Genomic DNA, 15,037 nt, shown 5'->3' with positions numbered 1-15,037 from the left:
GACGCGATGCCCACGCTTTTCGATACCGGCGCGCAGCCGGACGCCGCCGAACTGGCCGCCGCGCTCGCGGCGCCGGCCGCCGCCGGCCGTTACGACGAACTGCGCGGCAGCGCGGCCGGCCTGAACGCGCCTGCGCTCGCGCCCGCGTGGCGCAGCTTCTTCACGTCGATCGGCAGCGACGGCGTGGCCGATCTCGATCGCCGCGCCGACGCGCTGTACCGGCGCATGCGCGAGAACGGCCTGTTCTATCAACTGCACGAGCAGCGCGCCGGCGACGGCGCGGCCGGCCCGTGGTCGCTGGACCTGCTGCCGCTGATCGTCACGCCCGAGGACTGGGTCGCGATCGAGCGCGGCGTGCTGCAGCGCGTGCGGCTGCTCAACGCGACGCTGGCCGACCTGTACGGCCCGCAGACGATCCTCGCGCGCGGGCTGCTGCCGCCCGCGCTCGTCAACGGGCATCCCGGCTACCTGCGCGCGATGCGCGGCGCGCGCGTGCCGGGCGATACCTGGCTGCACGTCGTCGCGTTCGATCTCGCGCGCGGCCCGGACGGGCAGTGGCGGATCGTCGCGCAGCACACGCAGGGCGCGGCCGGCCTGGGCTACCTGCTCGAAAACCGGCTGATCGTGTCGCGGCTCTTTCCGCGCGGGTTTCGCGGGCTGCGCGTGCAGCGGCTCGCGTCCGCGTACCGCGCGCTGCTGCAGAGCATGCAGGCGCTCAGCCCGGCCCGCAAGAATTCGCGGATCGTGCTGCTTACACCGGGGCCGCACAGCGCGACGTATTTCGAGCACGCGTATCTCGCGCGCTACCTCGGCCTCACGCTCGTCGAAGGCGGCGACCTGACCGCGCGCGACAACCGCGTCTTCCTGAAGACGCTGCGCGGGCTCGAACCCGTGCACGGCATCTTGCGACGCGTCGACGACGCATGGCTCGATCCGCTCGAACTGCGGCCCGATTCGATGCTCGGCGTGCCGGGTCTGCTGCAGGCCGTGCGCGCGGGCAACGTGCTGCTCGCGAACGCGCCGGGTTCGGGCTTCCTCGAATCGCCGGCGATGCTCGGCTTCATGCCGCGTCTCGCGGAAGGGCTGCTCGGCGAAACGCTGACCCTGCCGGCCGTGCATTCGTGGTGGTGCGGTGAGGCGGCCGCGTGCGACGACGCGCTGCCGCAGCTCGCGCGCGGCATCGTCAAGGCATCCTATCCACCCGACGTCCAGGCCGGCGGCCCGTTCGAGCCGGTGATCGGCGCGCGGCTCACGCAGGCGCAACTGGCCGAGTGGCGCGCGCGGATCCTCGCGCGGCCCGAGCACTACACGGTGCAGGCCGACCTGCCGCTGTCGCAGGCGCCGACCTGGCCGCGCCAGGACGCTCCCGACGGCAACGGCGGCGCGCGCATCGTGCCGAAGCCGCTGCTGCTGCGCGTGTTCGCGCTCGCCGACGGCGCGCAGCGCTGGCGGCTCCTGCCGGGCGGGCTGTCGCGGGTCGGTACGCGCGATACGCTGTTCAACGCGCCGATGCCGCGCGGCGGCAGCACCGTCGATACATGGGTGATGACCGAAGGCATCGTCGATTCGACGACGCTGCTGCAGACGCACCTCGGCCCCGACGATCTCGTCGAGCGGCCGCGCGCGATCGCGAGCCGGGCGGCCGAGAACCTGTTCTGGCTCGGCCGTTACACCGAGCGTGCGACCAACCTGATGCGGCTCGCGCGGGCGGCGCTCGAACGGCTGCGCGGCGAGGACGACGTCGACAGCCCCGCGCACCTGGAACTGCTCGACACGCTGTGCCGTGACACGGGCCTGATCGCGGCCGATGCGCCGAACGCCGTCGATGCGCCGCGTGCGTTCCAGCACGCGCTCGCGACGTCGCTGACGCGCGGCGCGGATCGCACGTCGGGCATCGCGTCCTGCCTGTTCGGGATGCGTGGCGCGGCCGCCGCGATTCGCGAACGGCTGTCGAGTGATCAGTGGCGGCTGATCGACGACGCGACCCAGCTGTTCGCAGACAGTGCGGGCCAGCCGGAAGCCGAGGAGCAGATCGGCAACGAGGCGCTGCAGCTGCTGGCGCGCCTCGGTCTGCTGCTCGGCGCGATCACCGGCGCGCAGACCGACAACATGACACGCGACGACGGCTGGCGGTTGCTGTCGATCGGCCGGCAGATCGACCGGCTGGATTTCCTGTGCAGCGTGCTGAGGTTTGCGTTCGACGAAGGCGCCGTGCACCGGCAGGACGGTTTCGAGCTCGTGCTGGAGCTGTTCGACAGCACGATCACGTTCCGTTCGCGGTTCCAGCGCGGCTTCGACGTCGCGCCGCTGCTGTCGCTCGTCGTGCTCGATACCGACAACCCGCGTTCGCTCGGCTGGGTCGTGCAGGCGCTGCGTGGCCGGTTGACGAAGGTCGAGCGCAGCGAAGGCTATGCGCTGTCCGAGCTGGCCGAGACGATTCCCGACGTCCCGGCGTGGTCGCTGCACGAGCTGTGCGAGACCGGCGACGGCGGCCGGCACGACAAGCTGCTCGATGCACTCGATACGACGGCGAAGGCGGTCTGGGAACTGTCGAACCGGATCGGCGAGCGCTATTTCAGCCACGTGCGCGAGGCGGGCAGGACGTTATGGTGACGACGAAAGGCGCGGCGAAAGTGCCACCCGGTTCCGGGAATGCGCGAAACGCATCGGCACCGGCATCTGCGACGGCATCCGCGATGGCAGACGTGACGCGCGGCCGGTTGCTGCGCGTCACGCACGATACCGAATACCGTTACGCGGCGCGCGTCGAATCGGCGCAGCACCAGGCGCGCCTGCAACCGCTCGTCACGCCGCGCCAGCAGGTGCTGTCGTTCGCGCTCGACATCGATCCCGCGCCGGAATCGGTCGGGACCGAGATCGATGCATTCGGCAACGCGCGCGCATCGTTTGCGTTGAACCAGCCGCATGACGCGCTGCTCGTGCGCAGCCGCAGCACGGTACGCGTGACGCCGCCCGTGTGGTCGCTCGGTGCGCGCGGCGAACCGCCGCCCGCCATCGCGAAACCCGACGCGAAACAGGCGACTGCATGGGAAGCCGTGCGCGACCGCTTGCGGTTCCGCGCGGGGCAGCCTTACGACGCGGCGAGCGAATTCGTGTTCACGTCGCCGCATGTCGCGTGCGATCCCGAGCTCGCCGCGTATGCGGCCGCGAGCTTCACGCCGCAACGGCCGCTCGTGCAGGCCGCGTGGGAGCTGATGCGGCGCGTGCATGCCGATTTTGCGTATACGCCGAACAGCACCGACATCACGACGTCGGCGCTCGATGCGCTGCGCTTGCGCAAGGGCGTGTGCCAGGATTTCGCGCACGTGATGATCGGCGCGCTGCGCTCGCTTGGGCTCGCCGCGCGTTACGTGAGCGGCTATCTGCTCACGCAGCCGCCACCCGGGCAGCCGCGGCTGATCGGCGCCGACGCGTCGCATGCGTGGGTCGAGGTGTACGACCCGGCGTGGCCCGAGGACAACGGCTGGCTGCAGCTCGACCCGACCAACGATCGCGCGCCGGGCGACGACTACGTGATGCTGTCGATCGGTCGCGACTATGCGGACGTGACACCGCTGCGCGGCGTGATCCGCGGTGGCGGCGCGGATCAGGAGCTGAAGGTCGGGGTGACGGTGGAGCCGCTCGACGCGCCCTGACGTATGCGGCATGCCGCGTGCCTGCGCGAATGCCGTTTAAGTCTTCGTTAATACTGCACGCCTAGCATGGTCATGCCGGCAAACGGATCGGACTCGATCCGGGACCCCGGCGGCACGCGCGGGTGCGTCGACGTCACGGCACCGCACCGTCGCGCATCGCCATTCCCTTGCAACGGCGGCGGATCATGATCAAAAACTTCGACTACACGCTCGGCAGCGACACGATTGCGCTCTGCGCGAGCTTCGGCGCGGGGCCGGCGTGGCGCCGCGTGCTCGTGAGCCGTGCGGATTCGATGGAGACGCTGGTGGTACTCGATGCGCGCGGCCTGTCGGGCTTGCTGAAGGTGGCGACCGAGGCGCCGGAAGGACTGCTCGACGATGCGATCCGCAAGGTCGGCGACGAACAGCTCGTCGAGCGGGCAATCAGCGGCAGGACGATCGTCGAAACCGCGCTGTGAACGCGCCTGAGTCAGATCAATCCGCGCACCCTTGTCGCGGATTGACGGCACGGCCTGGCGACACCGGCAATAGGCGGGCATCATCGGGCGAATGCAGGCACAAGGACCCGCGTGAATCGCGCCCGGTCGATCATTGCGCGAGAAAATCGAGCAGGGCGGACGCAAGCTGTTCCGGCTGCTCTTCGGCCGGATAGTGGCCGGAAGCGCGCAGCACGACTCCGCGCACATTGGACGCAACCTTCTCCATGGTGGCCTTCGACCCTTCGCCGTACCCGAATTCGCATCCGATGGCGAGGACCGGCATCTCGAGTTTCTTTTCTCCGAGCGTCTTGTTGTCGTCGAGATCCACGAGGAGCGTGCGGTAGTAGCTGAAGCTCGCACGCAGGGCGCCGGGCTGCGTGAGCGCCGTCGCGTAGACGTCGATGTCGGCTTCCGTGATGGACTCGGGATCCACGGTGCCGACCGTGTCGCGCCGGACAAAGTGACGGACAAACAGCGCCTCACGGCCGCGGACCAACTCTTCGGAAATGTCGCCTGCCATATTGAAGCCGAAGTGCCAGCTGCCGCCGGTGGCCACGTTCATCGCCTTTTCCTGGCCGAAGCCTGGCAGGCCGCTCTCGATGAACACGAACTGCTCCGTGAGTTGCGGATACAGTGCGGCGAACGCGTAGCCTACCTGGCCGCCCATATCGTGTCCGACGATGCACGCCTGGTCGATCTGCAGCGCATGCAGCAATGCGGCGATGTCGCCTGCGACGGTTTTCTTGTCATAGCCTGTCGCGGGTTTGCTGGAGTGGCCGAATCCGCGTAGATCCGGGGCAATGACTTTGCAGTGAGGCGCAAGCAACGGGACGAGCTTGCGCCATGCGTACGACGTTTGCGGCCAGCCGTGCAGCAGCACGACGGCACGGCCGGCTCCGGCCACTTTCGTATGAATGCGCAAGCCGTTCACCCGCACGGCAAGCGATTCGACAGCAGGGTGTTCGAGATTCTCGCGACGGGGTTCCGTCAAGCTCATTGCCATGAATCGGCCTTCGGTAAGGAAAGATTGCTCGGTGAGCATGCGATCCGACAACGCGCCGCGCCGCGCGATGACCGCACGGCCTCCAACTTCCCGGGCACGGCAGGTCCGGCCGGCGCAAGGGTTGGAGGGCTCGAGTCAGGTCGATCTGCTCGCCGGCGGCGTTGCCTGAGGGCGTGTCCTAGTCCTGGTTCGCGAACCGGTCTGTCGCGGCGATCAGCGCTTCCAGGATCCCCGGCTCGTTGTACGCATGCCCGGCGCCGGGCACGATCTCGAACGTCGCGTCCGGCCATGCCTTCGACAGCTCCCATGCGGTACGCGCGGGTGTCGCGACGTCATAGCGACCTTGCACGATCACCCCCGGAATGCCGGCGAGGCGATGCGCGTCGCGCAGCAGTTGGCCTTCTTCGACGAAGCCCTTGTTCACGAAGTAGTGGTTCTCGATCCGCGCGAATGCAAGGGCGTAGTGACCGTCCGCGAAGTGCGCGGCCAGTGCGGGGTCGGGCAGCAGCGTGATCGTGCGGCCCTCCCAGATGCTCCACGCGCGCGCGGCTTCGAGCTTCGCCGCTTCGTCGTCACCGGTCAGCCGGCGATGGTAGGCGGCCATCAGGTCGCCGCACTCGGCTTCCGGAATCGGTGCAAGGAAGGCTTCCCACAGGTCGGGGAACAGCCACGATGCGCCTTCCTGGTAGTACCACAGCAATTCCGCGCGACGCATCGTGAAGATGCCGCGCACGACCAGCGCGGTCACGCGCTCGGGGTGCGTTTCCGCGTATGCGATCGACAGCGCGCTGCCCCACGAGCCGCCGAACACGAGCCACTTTTCCGCGCCGACCATCTCGCGCAGGCGTTCGATATCGGCGACCAGATGCCACGTCGTGTTGTTCTCGAGGCTGGCATGCGGCGTCGAGCGCCCGCAGCCGCGCTGGTCGAACAGCAGGATGTCGTAGCGCTCGGGATCGAACAGGCGGCGATGGTCGGGGCTGCAGCCGGCGCCGGGGCCGCCGTGCAGGAACACGGCGGGCTTGCCGGCCGGGTTGCCGCAGCGCTCCCAGTAGATGCGATGGCCGTCGCCGGTGTCGAGGTGGCCGTGGGCGTAGGGTTCGATCGGTGGGTACACAGGCAGGCTCCGGGTAAGGGTCGACAGGGGGCGGACGAGGCGCGGGCCGGTGAGCGGGCGGGGGACTACGGATATTGCGCCGCCGCAAAAATCGTTGTGTTGGCATCGGACCGGCCGCCGCCGGACAAGGCTTGTCATTATGCCCATTCGCCGTCCCGGATGTCGGCGCGTGGCGGCGTGTGCGGTCGCCGGTATCGGCCCGGGGATTTTTGGCGCAATTTCATTCCGATATTTTTCATACAAAATCCCGGCGGCATATCGGCGTGCCGAAGCGGGGGCGCCGGTCTGCTGCCCATCCACCGTGCCAACGGAAACCAGCCGATGAACCATCGCGTCACGCAGTTGACCGGGTTGCGCGCCGTCGCGGTCGCGATGGTTGTAGTCGGACATGCCGAGCACGTGCTGCCCGGCGGCTACACGGGCTGGTACGCGCCGTTGCGGCTGATCGCCGACGGCCGGCTCGGCGTGCTGATCTTCTTCGTCCTCAGCGGTTTCCTGATCACCAACGTATTGCGCGCCGAGTTCGCGCGCACGGGCGGCATCGCGCTGACGTCGTTCTACGTGCGCCGCGCGCTGCGGATCTGGCCGGCCTGCTACGTCTATCTAGCGGCGGTCGCGATCGTGGCCTTCGCCGGCTGGTTCGACGTCGACCGCCGGCAGTGGCTGTATGCGGCGCTGCACCTGTGGAATTACTCGGCGTGGTTCGGGCTGACCGGCGACAACACGCTGCATCCGGACGGCGCGTGGTATCTCGGCCATTTCTGGTCACTCGCGCTCGAGGAACAGTTCTACTGGTTCTGGCCGCTGCTGTTCGTGTATGGCATGCGCCGCCGCGGCACGCGCTGGCTGGCCGCGTTGATCCTGATCGTGCCGCTCGTGCGCGCGGTCACGTACTTCGTTGCGCCTGCGCTGCGCGGGCAACTCGGGATGATGCTTCACACTGGCGTCGATCCGATCCTGATCGGCTGCTATGCGTCGCTCAACCGCGAACGGCTCGAAGCGTGGATTCGCACGTGGCGTGGCGAGACGCGCATCGTGACGGCGATCGTCTTGATCGTGCTGTTCGGGATGCCGCTCGCCGAACATCGGCTCGGCGGCTTCTGGAATGCGACGTATGGCGTGACGCTCGAAGCCGCATTGATCGCGATCGTGATCGTCGTGCTGAATTTCCGCAGCGAGTTCTGGTGCGTGCGATGGTTGCGCGCGCGGCCGGTCGTGTTTGTCGGCACGATCTCGTTTAGCCTCTATCTGTGGCAGCAGCCGTTCGCGAATCCCGATCTGGCGGTGCCGCACGCGTTTCCGCTCGGGATCGTATGGGCGCTGATGGCCGCGACGGCCAGTTACTTCCTGGTCGAGAAACCGTTCCTGCGGTTGAAGGATCGCTATTCGGCGCGCGAGATTCGGCGTGTACGCGATGAGGCACTGCGGATTCCGGCGTCGGGCGATGCGATCGGGGCGAAGGTGGTGGAGTAGGCGGGCGGGGCAGCGTCACCGCAGCCTCGCTTGCCGTTACTTGAATCGCTTCATCGAGACAGGTGAATACCAGAAGTCCCGGTACATATCGCTTCCGTATGATTTGCCATCGTATTTGACGACCGTGCGCACGGTGCGTTTTCCTGCGTCCGGTTGTTTGTCGTCGTCGCTGTCCGCGTTCATCACGTGTGCCGTAATCGACGGGTCCGCAAAGCCGTTGTGCGACGTCTTCTCGACAGCAATCGTCATGCGGGCAGATTCGCTGCGCAGGTCGCTGGTATCGGGGCCGCAGGCAGTGCCGGTGGTGGCGACCCAGCCATTGAGATTGGTCCCAAACACGGGGCGGATGTGAGCACCGTCGCGAATCCACAGGGTCAGTTCGTTTTCCATGTAGGCATCAGGACAGCTCGGTCCGTGCGCGGTGCTGCTGAATACGACGCCGAATGCTCGCACATCGGGAGACAGTCGGTACGGAGCCGTATCGATGCGATAGCTGTTCTCGCCAATCTGCGTCGCCGCATCTTCCTGGACCACCGACTTTTCCGCCGCCACGACCTTGCCGCCTTCAACGAGCGCGACGACCTGCAGCTTGTTGCTTTCGTCCGGGTTCTTGCTTTTCGGAAGCGAGTCGAACGCGGCGGCCACGATCGTCGTCTCCGGCGCGTTCGGCATGACCTTGCATGCCGATGCCACGACGAGCCGGTTCGTGTCGCGCGCGGCAAGGCGTGAGTTCGTGATGCCGGCCCAGCGGGCGACTGCGGCGACGGTTGCGTCGTCACAAGTCGGGTTGTCGGTGGCATGAGCGGCGGGGGCAGTGAGTACTAGCAGCGGGGCGAAGCGAAGGATTCTCATGGTTAAGATTGAAAAGGGCTTTTCACGGGTTTTCTTGAATGCCGGCCCAGCGGTTCGATCAATCTGTTGCATCGACCGGTTGAATCCGCGACCCGAAGCGGACATTGACCGTTTTGACAAGCGGACGTAAGCAAAATGGCCTGTACAATTTCAATCACATTGACAATGAAATGATCAATCATGCCGCGGAGTTGACGGCGAGATAAATCTGCCTGCAAACCTCATCCTCGCCCAGTGCATTCCAGTCAACTCCCTTGACATTTAGGAGGCTTGGGCTGTAATCATAGACCTCCTTCTTAGTGACTCCACACCAGATAGGCAACACAAGTCCCTTCTCTTCAAGAATTTCACGAGTGAATATGGAGTCAAATTCTCTTTTCCCCCAACCGGTATTGGCGAAAAAATGTGGGCTCAAGATCAAAACGCACTTTTGACACTCCTTCAAACCTTTTTCGATACTTTGCCGCAAGTTTTCGCCGAGCTTCAGCGAAAATTCGTCGTACCAAACCGGGCACATTTTTCTTTGTAAATTTAATGCAATAGGTCTGGCAATCGATTCTTTGTCTCGGGAGTCGTGACTAACGAATGCTTGCGGTTTCTCAAACTGACTGCGACGCGACGAATATTCATCAGATCGGAATTGCAAGTCGTGGTCCATAGTTTTTGCCTCAGTTTGAAGTTGGTCAATATCGGATTGAGATAGATTCGTTTCTGAATAAAGGAATACTCGCTTGCTCGTGTGTATCGATAGCAGGTCCTTCCAAGATGGATCGCCAAAAAATTGATAGCGAATCGAAAGGGGCTGACTATTTTCAACGTGAAGTTTACCGGGAAATTGTTTGGCAGAAGGGAGGGTAATTCCGCCGTCTAAGTTGAATTGAGTTTTCCCGTAATTGAGCGAGGAAAGAAGTTTTTGAAAATCTACGAATGCGCGTGCAGTGTTTGGTAGGTAAAATGAAATAAACGCGGATTGCGCAGATGCATCGTATAAGAGGCATCCTTCAAGTGACTCACCACCAAAATCATATCTAACTTTGATTCTCAGGCAATAGTCGAAATCGGTTTCGTAATATTGTCGGATTGTGGCCATAGCATGTCGTTTTCAAATTTTAAATAACATGTGCAACTTTCTACGTCAAGATGTCACTGACGAAGACTTGACAACGATTGTCAGCGATTTTTCCTACGGCGTCGACTATCCGTTTTTGACCGACTGTCGCCCGACACCGTAGGTCGTAGCTGACCAAGAGCCAACCTTCGTCACTGTCGAAATCGACTGATTACCCAGTGCTCCTGTTCCTCGTGGCTCGTACGAGTAACGCAAATGCGCGATGCCGCAGACTCTGTGAGAAACGTCGACTCTCTGAAATTTCCCTCAACAACTCGCTTATTTCGTCGTCGACAGCTGGACCTTGCTCCAACCAACAGATCGCGAGGTCGCACCAATATGGGGTTGGCCATCGCAATCCGGCCATCACGACTTCTCGAGCAGAGTCGTTGCTCGATACAAACTCTGCCAGCGAACCCTCAAGTGGCTTGACTATTGAAGGGGATTTCATCACGGAGCTTGGTTCGCGTGGTTGCGGAGGATGTCGAGGGCGATTCTGATCGATTCTCGTTGATGTCGGCGTTCGTGTCGACTGACTGCATTTGACCGAACACCGACAATGTGTCTCCGTGTTTCCGAAAAATCCGCAAAGAATAAAAAAGGCCCTTGCGGGCCTTTCGTAGACGAAGGAGTCAGGCGCTTACCGCGTCAGCGCAGTAAACCCTTCCAGCAACCGATCAACATCAGCCGCTTGAATCGCGCCCATCGTCGAAATCCGGAACAGCTCCTTCGACAACCCGCCTTGCCCCGCGTAGATCACGAAGCCACGTGCCTTCAACCCGTCGTGCAGCGTTTCGTACGTCACACCCTGCGGCAACCGATAAGCACGAAGCACAACCGACGATTCACCTTCCGCCAGCACCAGCGGCATCCCGCGCGCGGCAAGCCCGGCTTGCGCCTGATCAGCCAGCGCCTTGTAATGCGCATGCCGCGCACGCCAGCCGCCAGCCTCATCAAACTCGCGCAGCGCCTCGACGAGCGCGTAATACGCGTGCACGGAAGGCGTGAACGGCGTATTCCGCTGATCCTGCAGCTTCGCGAGACGGCCGAGATCGAGGTAGTAGGTACGGCTCGCCGCCTTCGCGAGCGCGCTGCGGCGCACGATCACGAACGCTGCGCCCGGCACGCCGTGCAGGCACTTGTTCGCGGTCGCGGCGACCGCGTCGATGTCGCCGCCGGCGAAATCGATCGCTTCCGCACCAAAGCTGCTCACGCCATCAACGAGCATTTTCACGCCGCGCGCACGGCACACCTCGGCAATCGCCCCGAGATCGTTCAGGCGACCCGTCGTCGTTTCATGATGAATCACGGCGACGTGCGAGTAACCGCCCGCATCGAGTCGCGCACCGATCTGCGCGAGATCGGGCGCCTGCATCCACTCATGCTTGAGCACATCGTGCGCGATCCCGTACTGCGTCGCGATCTGCGTGATCCGCTCGCCATACACACCATTCTCGATCACGAGAAGCTTGCCGTCCTTCGGCACGAGCGCCGCGATCATGCTTTCGACAGCGGCCGTACCCGAACCGGTCATCAGCACGGCCGTCCACTCAGCCGGATCGAGTTCATATGCGGCGACGAGACGCTGACGCGCTTCATCCTGCAGATCGAAGAATTCGCTTTCGCGATGGCACAGGTCAGGTTGCAGCAGGCTGCGGCGCACGCGTTCGGTGAGCGTGACCGGGCCGGGGTTCAGCAGCAGCATCAATGGGCTCCTTCAACGTGGGCTTCGGTCTGCGCGGCGCCGATGTGCCGCATCAGACGATTCTTGACCTCGACCGGCGTGACGGTCGGGCGGGGCAGGCCGTCGGGCACGCCGGTGCGGATCGCGACACGCACGAATTGCGCACCCTCGGCCGACGAAGCAAGTGCCGTATCGAGCACGTCGAGCGTGTCACCTTCGACCGCCGACGCATACCCGCACGCGGCAGCCACACCCGCGAACGAAACATGTTGCGACACCGTCGCCTGGCCGCCCGTCGATTCGTGCGCGCCGTTGTCGAGCAGCACGTGCGTGAGGTTGGCCGGGCCGTAGGTGCCGAGCGTCGCGAACACGCCCATGCGCATCAGCGCGGCGCCGTCGCCGTCGACCGCGACCACGCGCAGGTCGGGGCGCGCGAGCGCGAGGCCGAGCGCGAGCGGCGTCACGCAGCCCATCGAGCCGACCATGTACAGCTGGTTCGGGCGATCGTCGATGGCGTAGAGTTCGCGGCCGCAGAAGCCGGTCGACGCGAGCACGACGGTCGAATCGACTGGCGTGTGCGCGATCACGCGCTGCAGCGCGTCCTGGCGGGACGGCCAGGTGTCGGCCGACGCGGCGCGCGACGACGCTTGCGCGGCGACATGCGCGCGCGGCTGCGCGGCCGGGTTGGCCTTCAGTTCATACGGCGCGACGCTGCCTTTCTGCATCACGAGCGCGTACGGGCGGCCCGTCGCGTCCATGTGCGCGATCGCGCGGTCGAGTGCCGGGCCGACCTGTTCGGGGTCGGTCGGGAACGTCTCCCACGGGATCTCCATCGTGTCGAGCATCGCGGGCGTGATCGGCCCCATCAGCGCGTGCTGCGGCTCGTCGGCCACGCCCGGCTGGCCGCGCCACGTGACGATCAGCAGTTGCGGCAGGCGGAACGTCCACGTGAGCGACGTGAGCGGGCTCACCGCGTTGCCGAGCCCCGAGTTCTGCATCATCGCAATGCCGCGCTTGCCGCCGAGCGTCGCGCCCGCGATCAGCGCGACCGCGTCGCCTTCGTTCGCGGCCGACACGTAATGCAGCGTCGGGTCCTGCAGCACGTAATTGATGAACGGCGTCAGGTACGAGCAGGGCACGCCCGCGTACCAGTCGAAACCGCGCTCGCGCGCGGCCTCGACGAACTGGGCCGCTTCGATCATTGCGCGCCCCCGTTACGGGCGCCCGGTTGCGACAGCGGCGTCTGGCCGTGCGCGAAGTCGCCCGCGCGGCGGAAGTCTTCGAGATCGTTCACACCGCGCCAGTGGCCGTGCACGTACTGCACCTCGATCTTCTCGCCGGCGGCGATCAGTTCGTTGAGCAGCGCCGGGATGTCGAGCGTGTCGAAATCGTCGCGCGCCTGCAGCGTCGCGAGCATCGCCTTCAGGCGGTCGACACCGGCGCCGCGCACGTTCAGCAGGCCGATCCAGCGGCCGTGCGGCGTGCCTGCGGCGACGTCGCTCGACACGCGTTGCAGGTAGGTCTTCTGGCCGAACAGGCCGCGGTCGTCGGCCGCCGAGCAGAGCGCGAAATCGCGCACGCTCTGGTTGGTCGGCTCGGTCAGCGACGAATCGACCACCACGCTGAACTCGGCTTCGCTTTCCGCGAGGTCGCGCACGATGTAGCTGCGGAACAGCAGGTCGCCGTACGAGATCACGGTGTCGCCGGTCAGGCGTTCGGCCGCGCAAGCGAGCGACGCGAGTTCGCCCGTCTGCGCATGGCGTTCGTTGACGACGAGCTTGATGCCCGACGTGTCGATCGCGTCGGCGCGATAGCCGCCGACCACGGTGATGTCGTTCACGCCGTGCGTCTTGAAGCCGTCGACGAGCCAGCGCAGCAGCGGCTTGCCGGCGACCGGCAGCATGACCTTCGGCTTGTCTTCGGTCACGGCCTCGAGGCCCTTGCCGCGGCTCGCGGCGAGCACGATCGCCGCGTTCGACGCGCGCGACGACGACGACAGGTAGATGCGCTCGGCCGCCGAGTATTCGTCGGCGTCCTGCAGGCGGAAGATTTCGTTGACCGATGCGACGCGGTCTTCGACGTTGATCAGCGTTTCGCTCTCGTGGATCTCGCGTGCGGTCGCCTGCATCGCGGATGCCGACGCACGGATCAGGTGGTTCGCCCAGATCACGGTGCTGATGCCGGCCTGGCGGAACACGTCGGTCGGCGTGCTGTAGTACTTGGTCGGCACGATCACGAGCGGCGCCTTGCCGCTCCATTCGCGCGCGAACTGCAGGATTTCGTCCGGGCGCGACAGCTTGCTGTGGATCAGGATCGCGTCCGCGCCGGCTTCCGCATACGCGTTCGCGCGGCGCAGCGCCTCGTCCATCCCCCAGCCCGCGATCAGCGCTTCGACGCGCGCGACGATCGAGAAGTCGGGATCGCTCTGCGAATCCTTGCCGGCCTTGATCTTGCCGCAGAACTCGTCGATTTCCGCGAGCGGCTGGCGCTCGCCGCCGATGAAGCTGTTGGTCTTCGGGAACTGCTTGTCCTCGATACAGACGCCCGCGATGCCGCGCTGCTCGAGCTTCTTGACGAGGCGGCGCACGTTGTTGAAGTTGCCGTAGCCGGTGTCGCCGTCGAGCAGGATCGGCAGGTCGCTCGCGTCGGCCATGAATTCGAGCACGTCGACGACCTGGGTCCAGCTCGCCTCGTTGTTGTCGCGCACGCCGAACTGCGCGGAGATCGCGAGGCCCGATGCCCAGATCCCCTTGAAGCCGGCCTCGCGGACGATCCGCGCGGACAGGCCGTTGTGCGCTTCCATCAGGAATTCGAGTTCGTTGCTGACGAGCATGCGGCGCAGGCGTGCGCTGCGCGATTCGGAGAAGTTGGGTTCGCGTGCATTCATCGTGCAGCTCCTGCGGTAGTACGTTGAATCAGGGGGAGAATGTCTTGCGTGGCGCGTGCGACGTCGTTCGGGAAGTCGATCTCGATCCACGGCGAGCCGGTGACGTCGGCGACGTCGAACGAATGACCGCCTTCGAGCAGCAGGTCGCGCACGGCTTCCTCGTGCGGCATGTTCGCGCGGCCGCTGTCGACGTAGCCCGCGACGATCGTCGCGAGGCGGCGCGCGGTGCCTTCCGTGAAGCGGAAGAAGCCGACCGATTCGCCGATCGTGTCGTATTCGAGGTCGACCGCGAGCTGCTTGCGCAACTCGACCGGCACGCCGTTCTTCAGGCACAGCTTGACGGGTTCGTCGCCGGCCTCGAAGTCGCGATCGATCAGCAGGCGGTCGACCGCCTTGTCGGGATCGGCCACCAGCGCATGCAGGATGTTCTCGTCATACAGCACGTCGGCGTCCATCAGCAGCACGTCGCCGCCGCGCGTCATCGCATCGGCGACGGTATGCACGGTCAGCACGCTGCCGAGGTCGTAGCGGTCGTTGATCACGATCTCGGCCTGGCGGCCGAGGCGCTTCAATTCCTGCTCGACCTTCTCGTGCTGGAAGCCCAGCCCGAGCACGATCTCGTCGACGCCCGCGGCGTCGAGCACGCGCAGATGCCGCTCGAGCAGCGAAACGTCGTCGAAGCGCAGCAGGCACTTCGGGAACTGCGCCTCGGGCGGTTGTTGCAGGCGCAAGCCGAGGCCTGCCGCAAGAATGATGGCTCGCATGGGTTCTCCAACCA

General features: G+C 65.2%; 12 protein-coding genes. 4 read left to right on the top strand and 8 right to left on the bottom strand.

What is annotated here, in order from left to right; translation table 11 throughout:
• Window positions 1-6 precede the first annotated feature (6 nt).
• From ACN8ZM_RS24160 to ACN8ZM_RS24150, 3 genes are all read left to right on the top strand, one after another.
• Window positions 7-2,613 carry a circularly permuted type 2 ATP-grasp protein gene (locus tag ACN8ZM_RS24160; RefSeq protein ID WP_420212666.1) on the top strand — a complete coding sequence of 869 codons (2,607 nt, stop codon included), beginning with the start codon at window positions 7-9 and terminating at the stop codon, window positions 2,611-2,613.
• Window positions 2,607-3,656 carry a transglutaminase family protein gene (locus ACN8ZM_RS24155; RefSeq protein ID WP_420212590.1) on the top strand — a complete coding sequence of 350 codons (1,050 nt, stop codon included), beginning with the start codon at window positions 2,607-2,609 and terminating at the stop codon, window positions 3,654-3,656. Before ACN8ZM_RS24160 ends, ACN8ZM_RS24155 begins: the two co-directional genes overlap by 7 nt.
• A 185-nt stretch (window positions 3,657-3,841) precedes the next feature.
• Complete coding sequence (locus ACN8ZM_RS24150; protein WP_205823210.1) at window positions 3,842-4,114, top strand: hypothetical protein; 273 nt, start codon at window positions 3,842-3,844, stop codon at window positions 4,112-4,114.
• 130 nt (window positions 4,115-4,244) lie between these two features.
• Here ACN8ZM_RS24150 and ACN8ZM_RS24145 read toward each other — a convergent pair whose 3' ends face one another.
• On the bottom strand, window positions 4,245-5,177 hold the full coding sequence (locus tag ACN8ZM_RS24145) for an alpha/beta fold hydrolase (protein ID WP_420212589.1): 933 nt from the start codon (window positions 5,175-5,177) through the stop codon (window positions 4,245-4,247).
• 139 nt (window positions 5,178-5,316) lie between these two features.
• Window positions 5,317-6,255, bottom strand: a complete 939-nt coding sequence (gene pip / locus ACN8ZM_RS24140; protein ID WP_420212588.1) for a prolyl aminopeptidase — start codon at window positions 6,253-6,255, stop codon at window positions 5,317-5,319.
• A gap of 321 nt (window positions 6,256-6,576) precedes the next feature.
• Between pip and ACN8ZM_RS24135 the strand changes: the two genes are divergently transcribed.
• Complete coding sequence (locus ACN8ZM_RS24135; protein WP_420212587.1) at window positions 6,577-7,728, top strand: acyltransferase family protein; 1,152 nt, start codon at window positions 6,577-6,579, stop codon at window positions 7,726-7,728.
• A gap of 36 nt (window positions 7,729-7,764) precedes the next feature.
• Here ACN8ZM_RS24135 and ACN8ZM_RS24130 read toward each other — a convergent pair whose 3' ends face one another.
• From ACN8ZM_RS24130 to ACN8ZM_RS24105, 6 genes are all read right to left on the bottom strand, one after another.
• Window positions 7,765-8,580 (bottom strand): multidrug ABC transporter ATPase, encoded by an 816-nt coding sequence (locus ACN8ZM_RS24130; RefSeq protein WP_420212665.1) that lies wholly within the window; start codon window positions 8,578-8,580, stop codon window positions 7,765-7,767.
• A 178-nt stretch (window positions 8,581-8,758) separates the two neighbouring features.
• On the bottom strand, window positions 8,759-9,670 hold the full coding sequence (locus ACN8ZM_RS24125; protein ID WP_420212586.1) for a toll/interleukin-1 receptor domain-containing protein: 912 nt from the start codon (window positions 9,668-9,670) through the stop codon (window positions 8,759-8,761).
• Between the two features lie 658 nt (window positions 9,671-10,328).
• On the bottom strand, window positions 10,329-11,393 hold the full coding sequence (locus ACN8ZM_RS24120) for a 2-aminoethylphosphonate aminotransferase (RefSeq protein WP_420212585.1): 1,065 nt from the start codon (window positions 11,391-11,393) through the stop codon (window positions 10,329-10,331).
• Window positions 11,393-12,574: a phosphonopyruvate decarboxylase gene (aepY, locus tag ACN8ZM_RS24115; protein ID WP_043183302.1), complete on the bottom strand. Its 1,182-nt coding sequence runs from the start codon at window positions 12,572-12,574 to the stop codon at window positions 11,393-11,395. The genes ACN8ZM_RS24120 and aepY overlap by 1 nt, the downstream gene beginning before the upstream one ends.
• Complete coding sequence (gene aepX / locus ACN8ZM_RS24110) at window positions 12,571-14,259, bottom strand: phosphoenolpyruvate mutase (protein WP_043183303.1); 1,689 nt, start codon at window positions 14,257-14,259, stop codon at window positions 12,571-12,573. Before aepX ends, aepY begins: the two co-directional genes overlap by 4 nt.
• Window positions 14,256-15,023: an NTP transferase domain-containing protein gene (locus ACN8ZM_RS24105; RefSeq protein ID WP_043183304.1), complete on the bottom strand. Its 768-nt coding sequence runs from the start codon at window positions 15,021-15,023 to the stop codon at window positions 14,256-14,258. The genes aepX and ACN8ZM_RS24105 overlap by 4 nt, the downstream gene beginning before the upstream one ends.
• Window positions 15,024-15,037: the final 14 nt, after the last annotated feature.

The sequence above is a fragment of the Burkholderia aenigmatica genome (assembly GCF_048627025.1).
Lineage (GTDB): Bacteria > Pseudomonadota > Gammaproteobacteria > Burkholderiales > Burkholderiaceae > Burkholderia > Burkholderia aenigmatica.
The sequence above is the reverse complement of the archived record's forward strand: the minus strand, read 5'-3'. Positions and strand labels throughout refer to the sequence as shown.

Excerpts from the sequence above, each read along its gene's own strand:
- ACN8ZM_RS24160 (WP_420212666.1), top strand. The coding sequence starts at position 7 with ATGCCCACGCTTTTCGATACCGGCGCGCAGCCGGACGCCGCCGAACTG.
- ACN8ZM_RS24155 (WP_420212590.1), top strand. The coding sequence starts at position 2,607 with ATGGTGACGACGAAAGGCGCGGCGAAAGTGCCACCCGGTTCCGGGAAT.
- ACN8ZM_RS24150 (WP_205823210.1), top strand. The coding sequence starts at position 3,842 with ATGATCAAAAACTTCGACTACACGCTCGGCAGCGACACGATTGCGCTC.
- ACN8ZM_RS24145 (WP_420212589.1), bottom strand. The coding sequence starts at position 5,177 with ATGCTCACCGAGCAATCTTTCCTTACCGAAGGCCGATTCATGGCAATG.
- ACN8ZM_RS24135 (WP_420212587.1), top strand. The coding sequence starts at position 6,577 with ATGAACCATCGCGTCACGCAGTTGACCGGGTTGCGCGCCGTCGCGGTC.
- ACN8ZM_RS24130 (WP_420212665.1), bottom strand. The coding sequence starts at position 8,580 with ATGAGAATCCTTCGCTTCGCCCCGCTGCTAGTACTCACTGCCCCCGCC.
- ACN8ZM_RS24125 (WP_420212586.1), bottom strand. The coding sequence starts at position 9,670 with ATGGCCACAATCCGACAATATTACGAAACCGATTTCGACTATTGCCTG.
- ACN8ZM_RS24120 (WP_420212585.1), bottom strand. The coding sequence starts at position 11,393 with ATGCTGCTGCTGAACCCCGGCCCGGTCACGCTCACCGAACGCGTGCGC.
- aepY (WP_043183302.1), bottom strand. The coding sequence starts at position 12,574 with ATGATCGAAGCGGCCCAGTTCGTCGAGGCCGCGCGCGAGCGCGGTTTC.
- aepX (WP_043183303.1), bottom strand. The coding sequence starts at position 14,259 with ATGAATGCACGCGAACCCAACTTCTCCGAATCGCGCAGCGCACGCCTG.
- ACN8ZM_RS24105 (WP_043183304.1), bottom strand. The coding sequence starts at position 15,023 with ATGCGAGCCATCATTCTTGCGGCAGGCCTCGGCTTGCGCCTGCAACAA.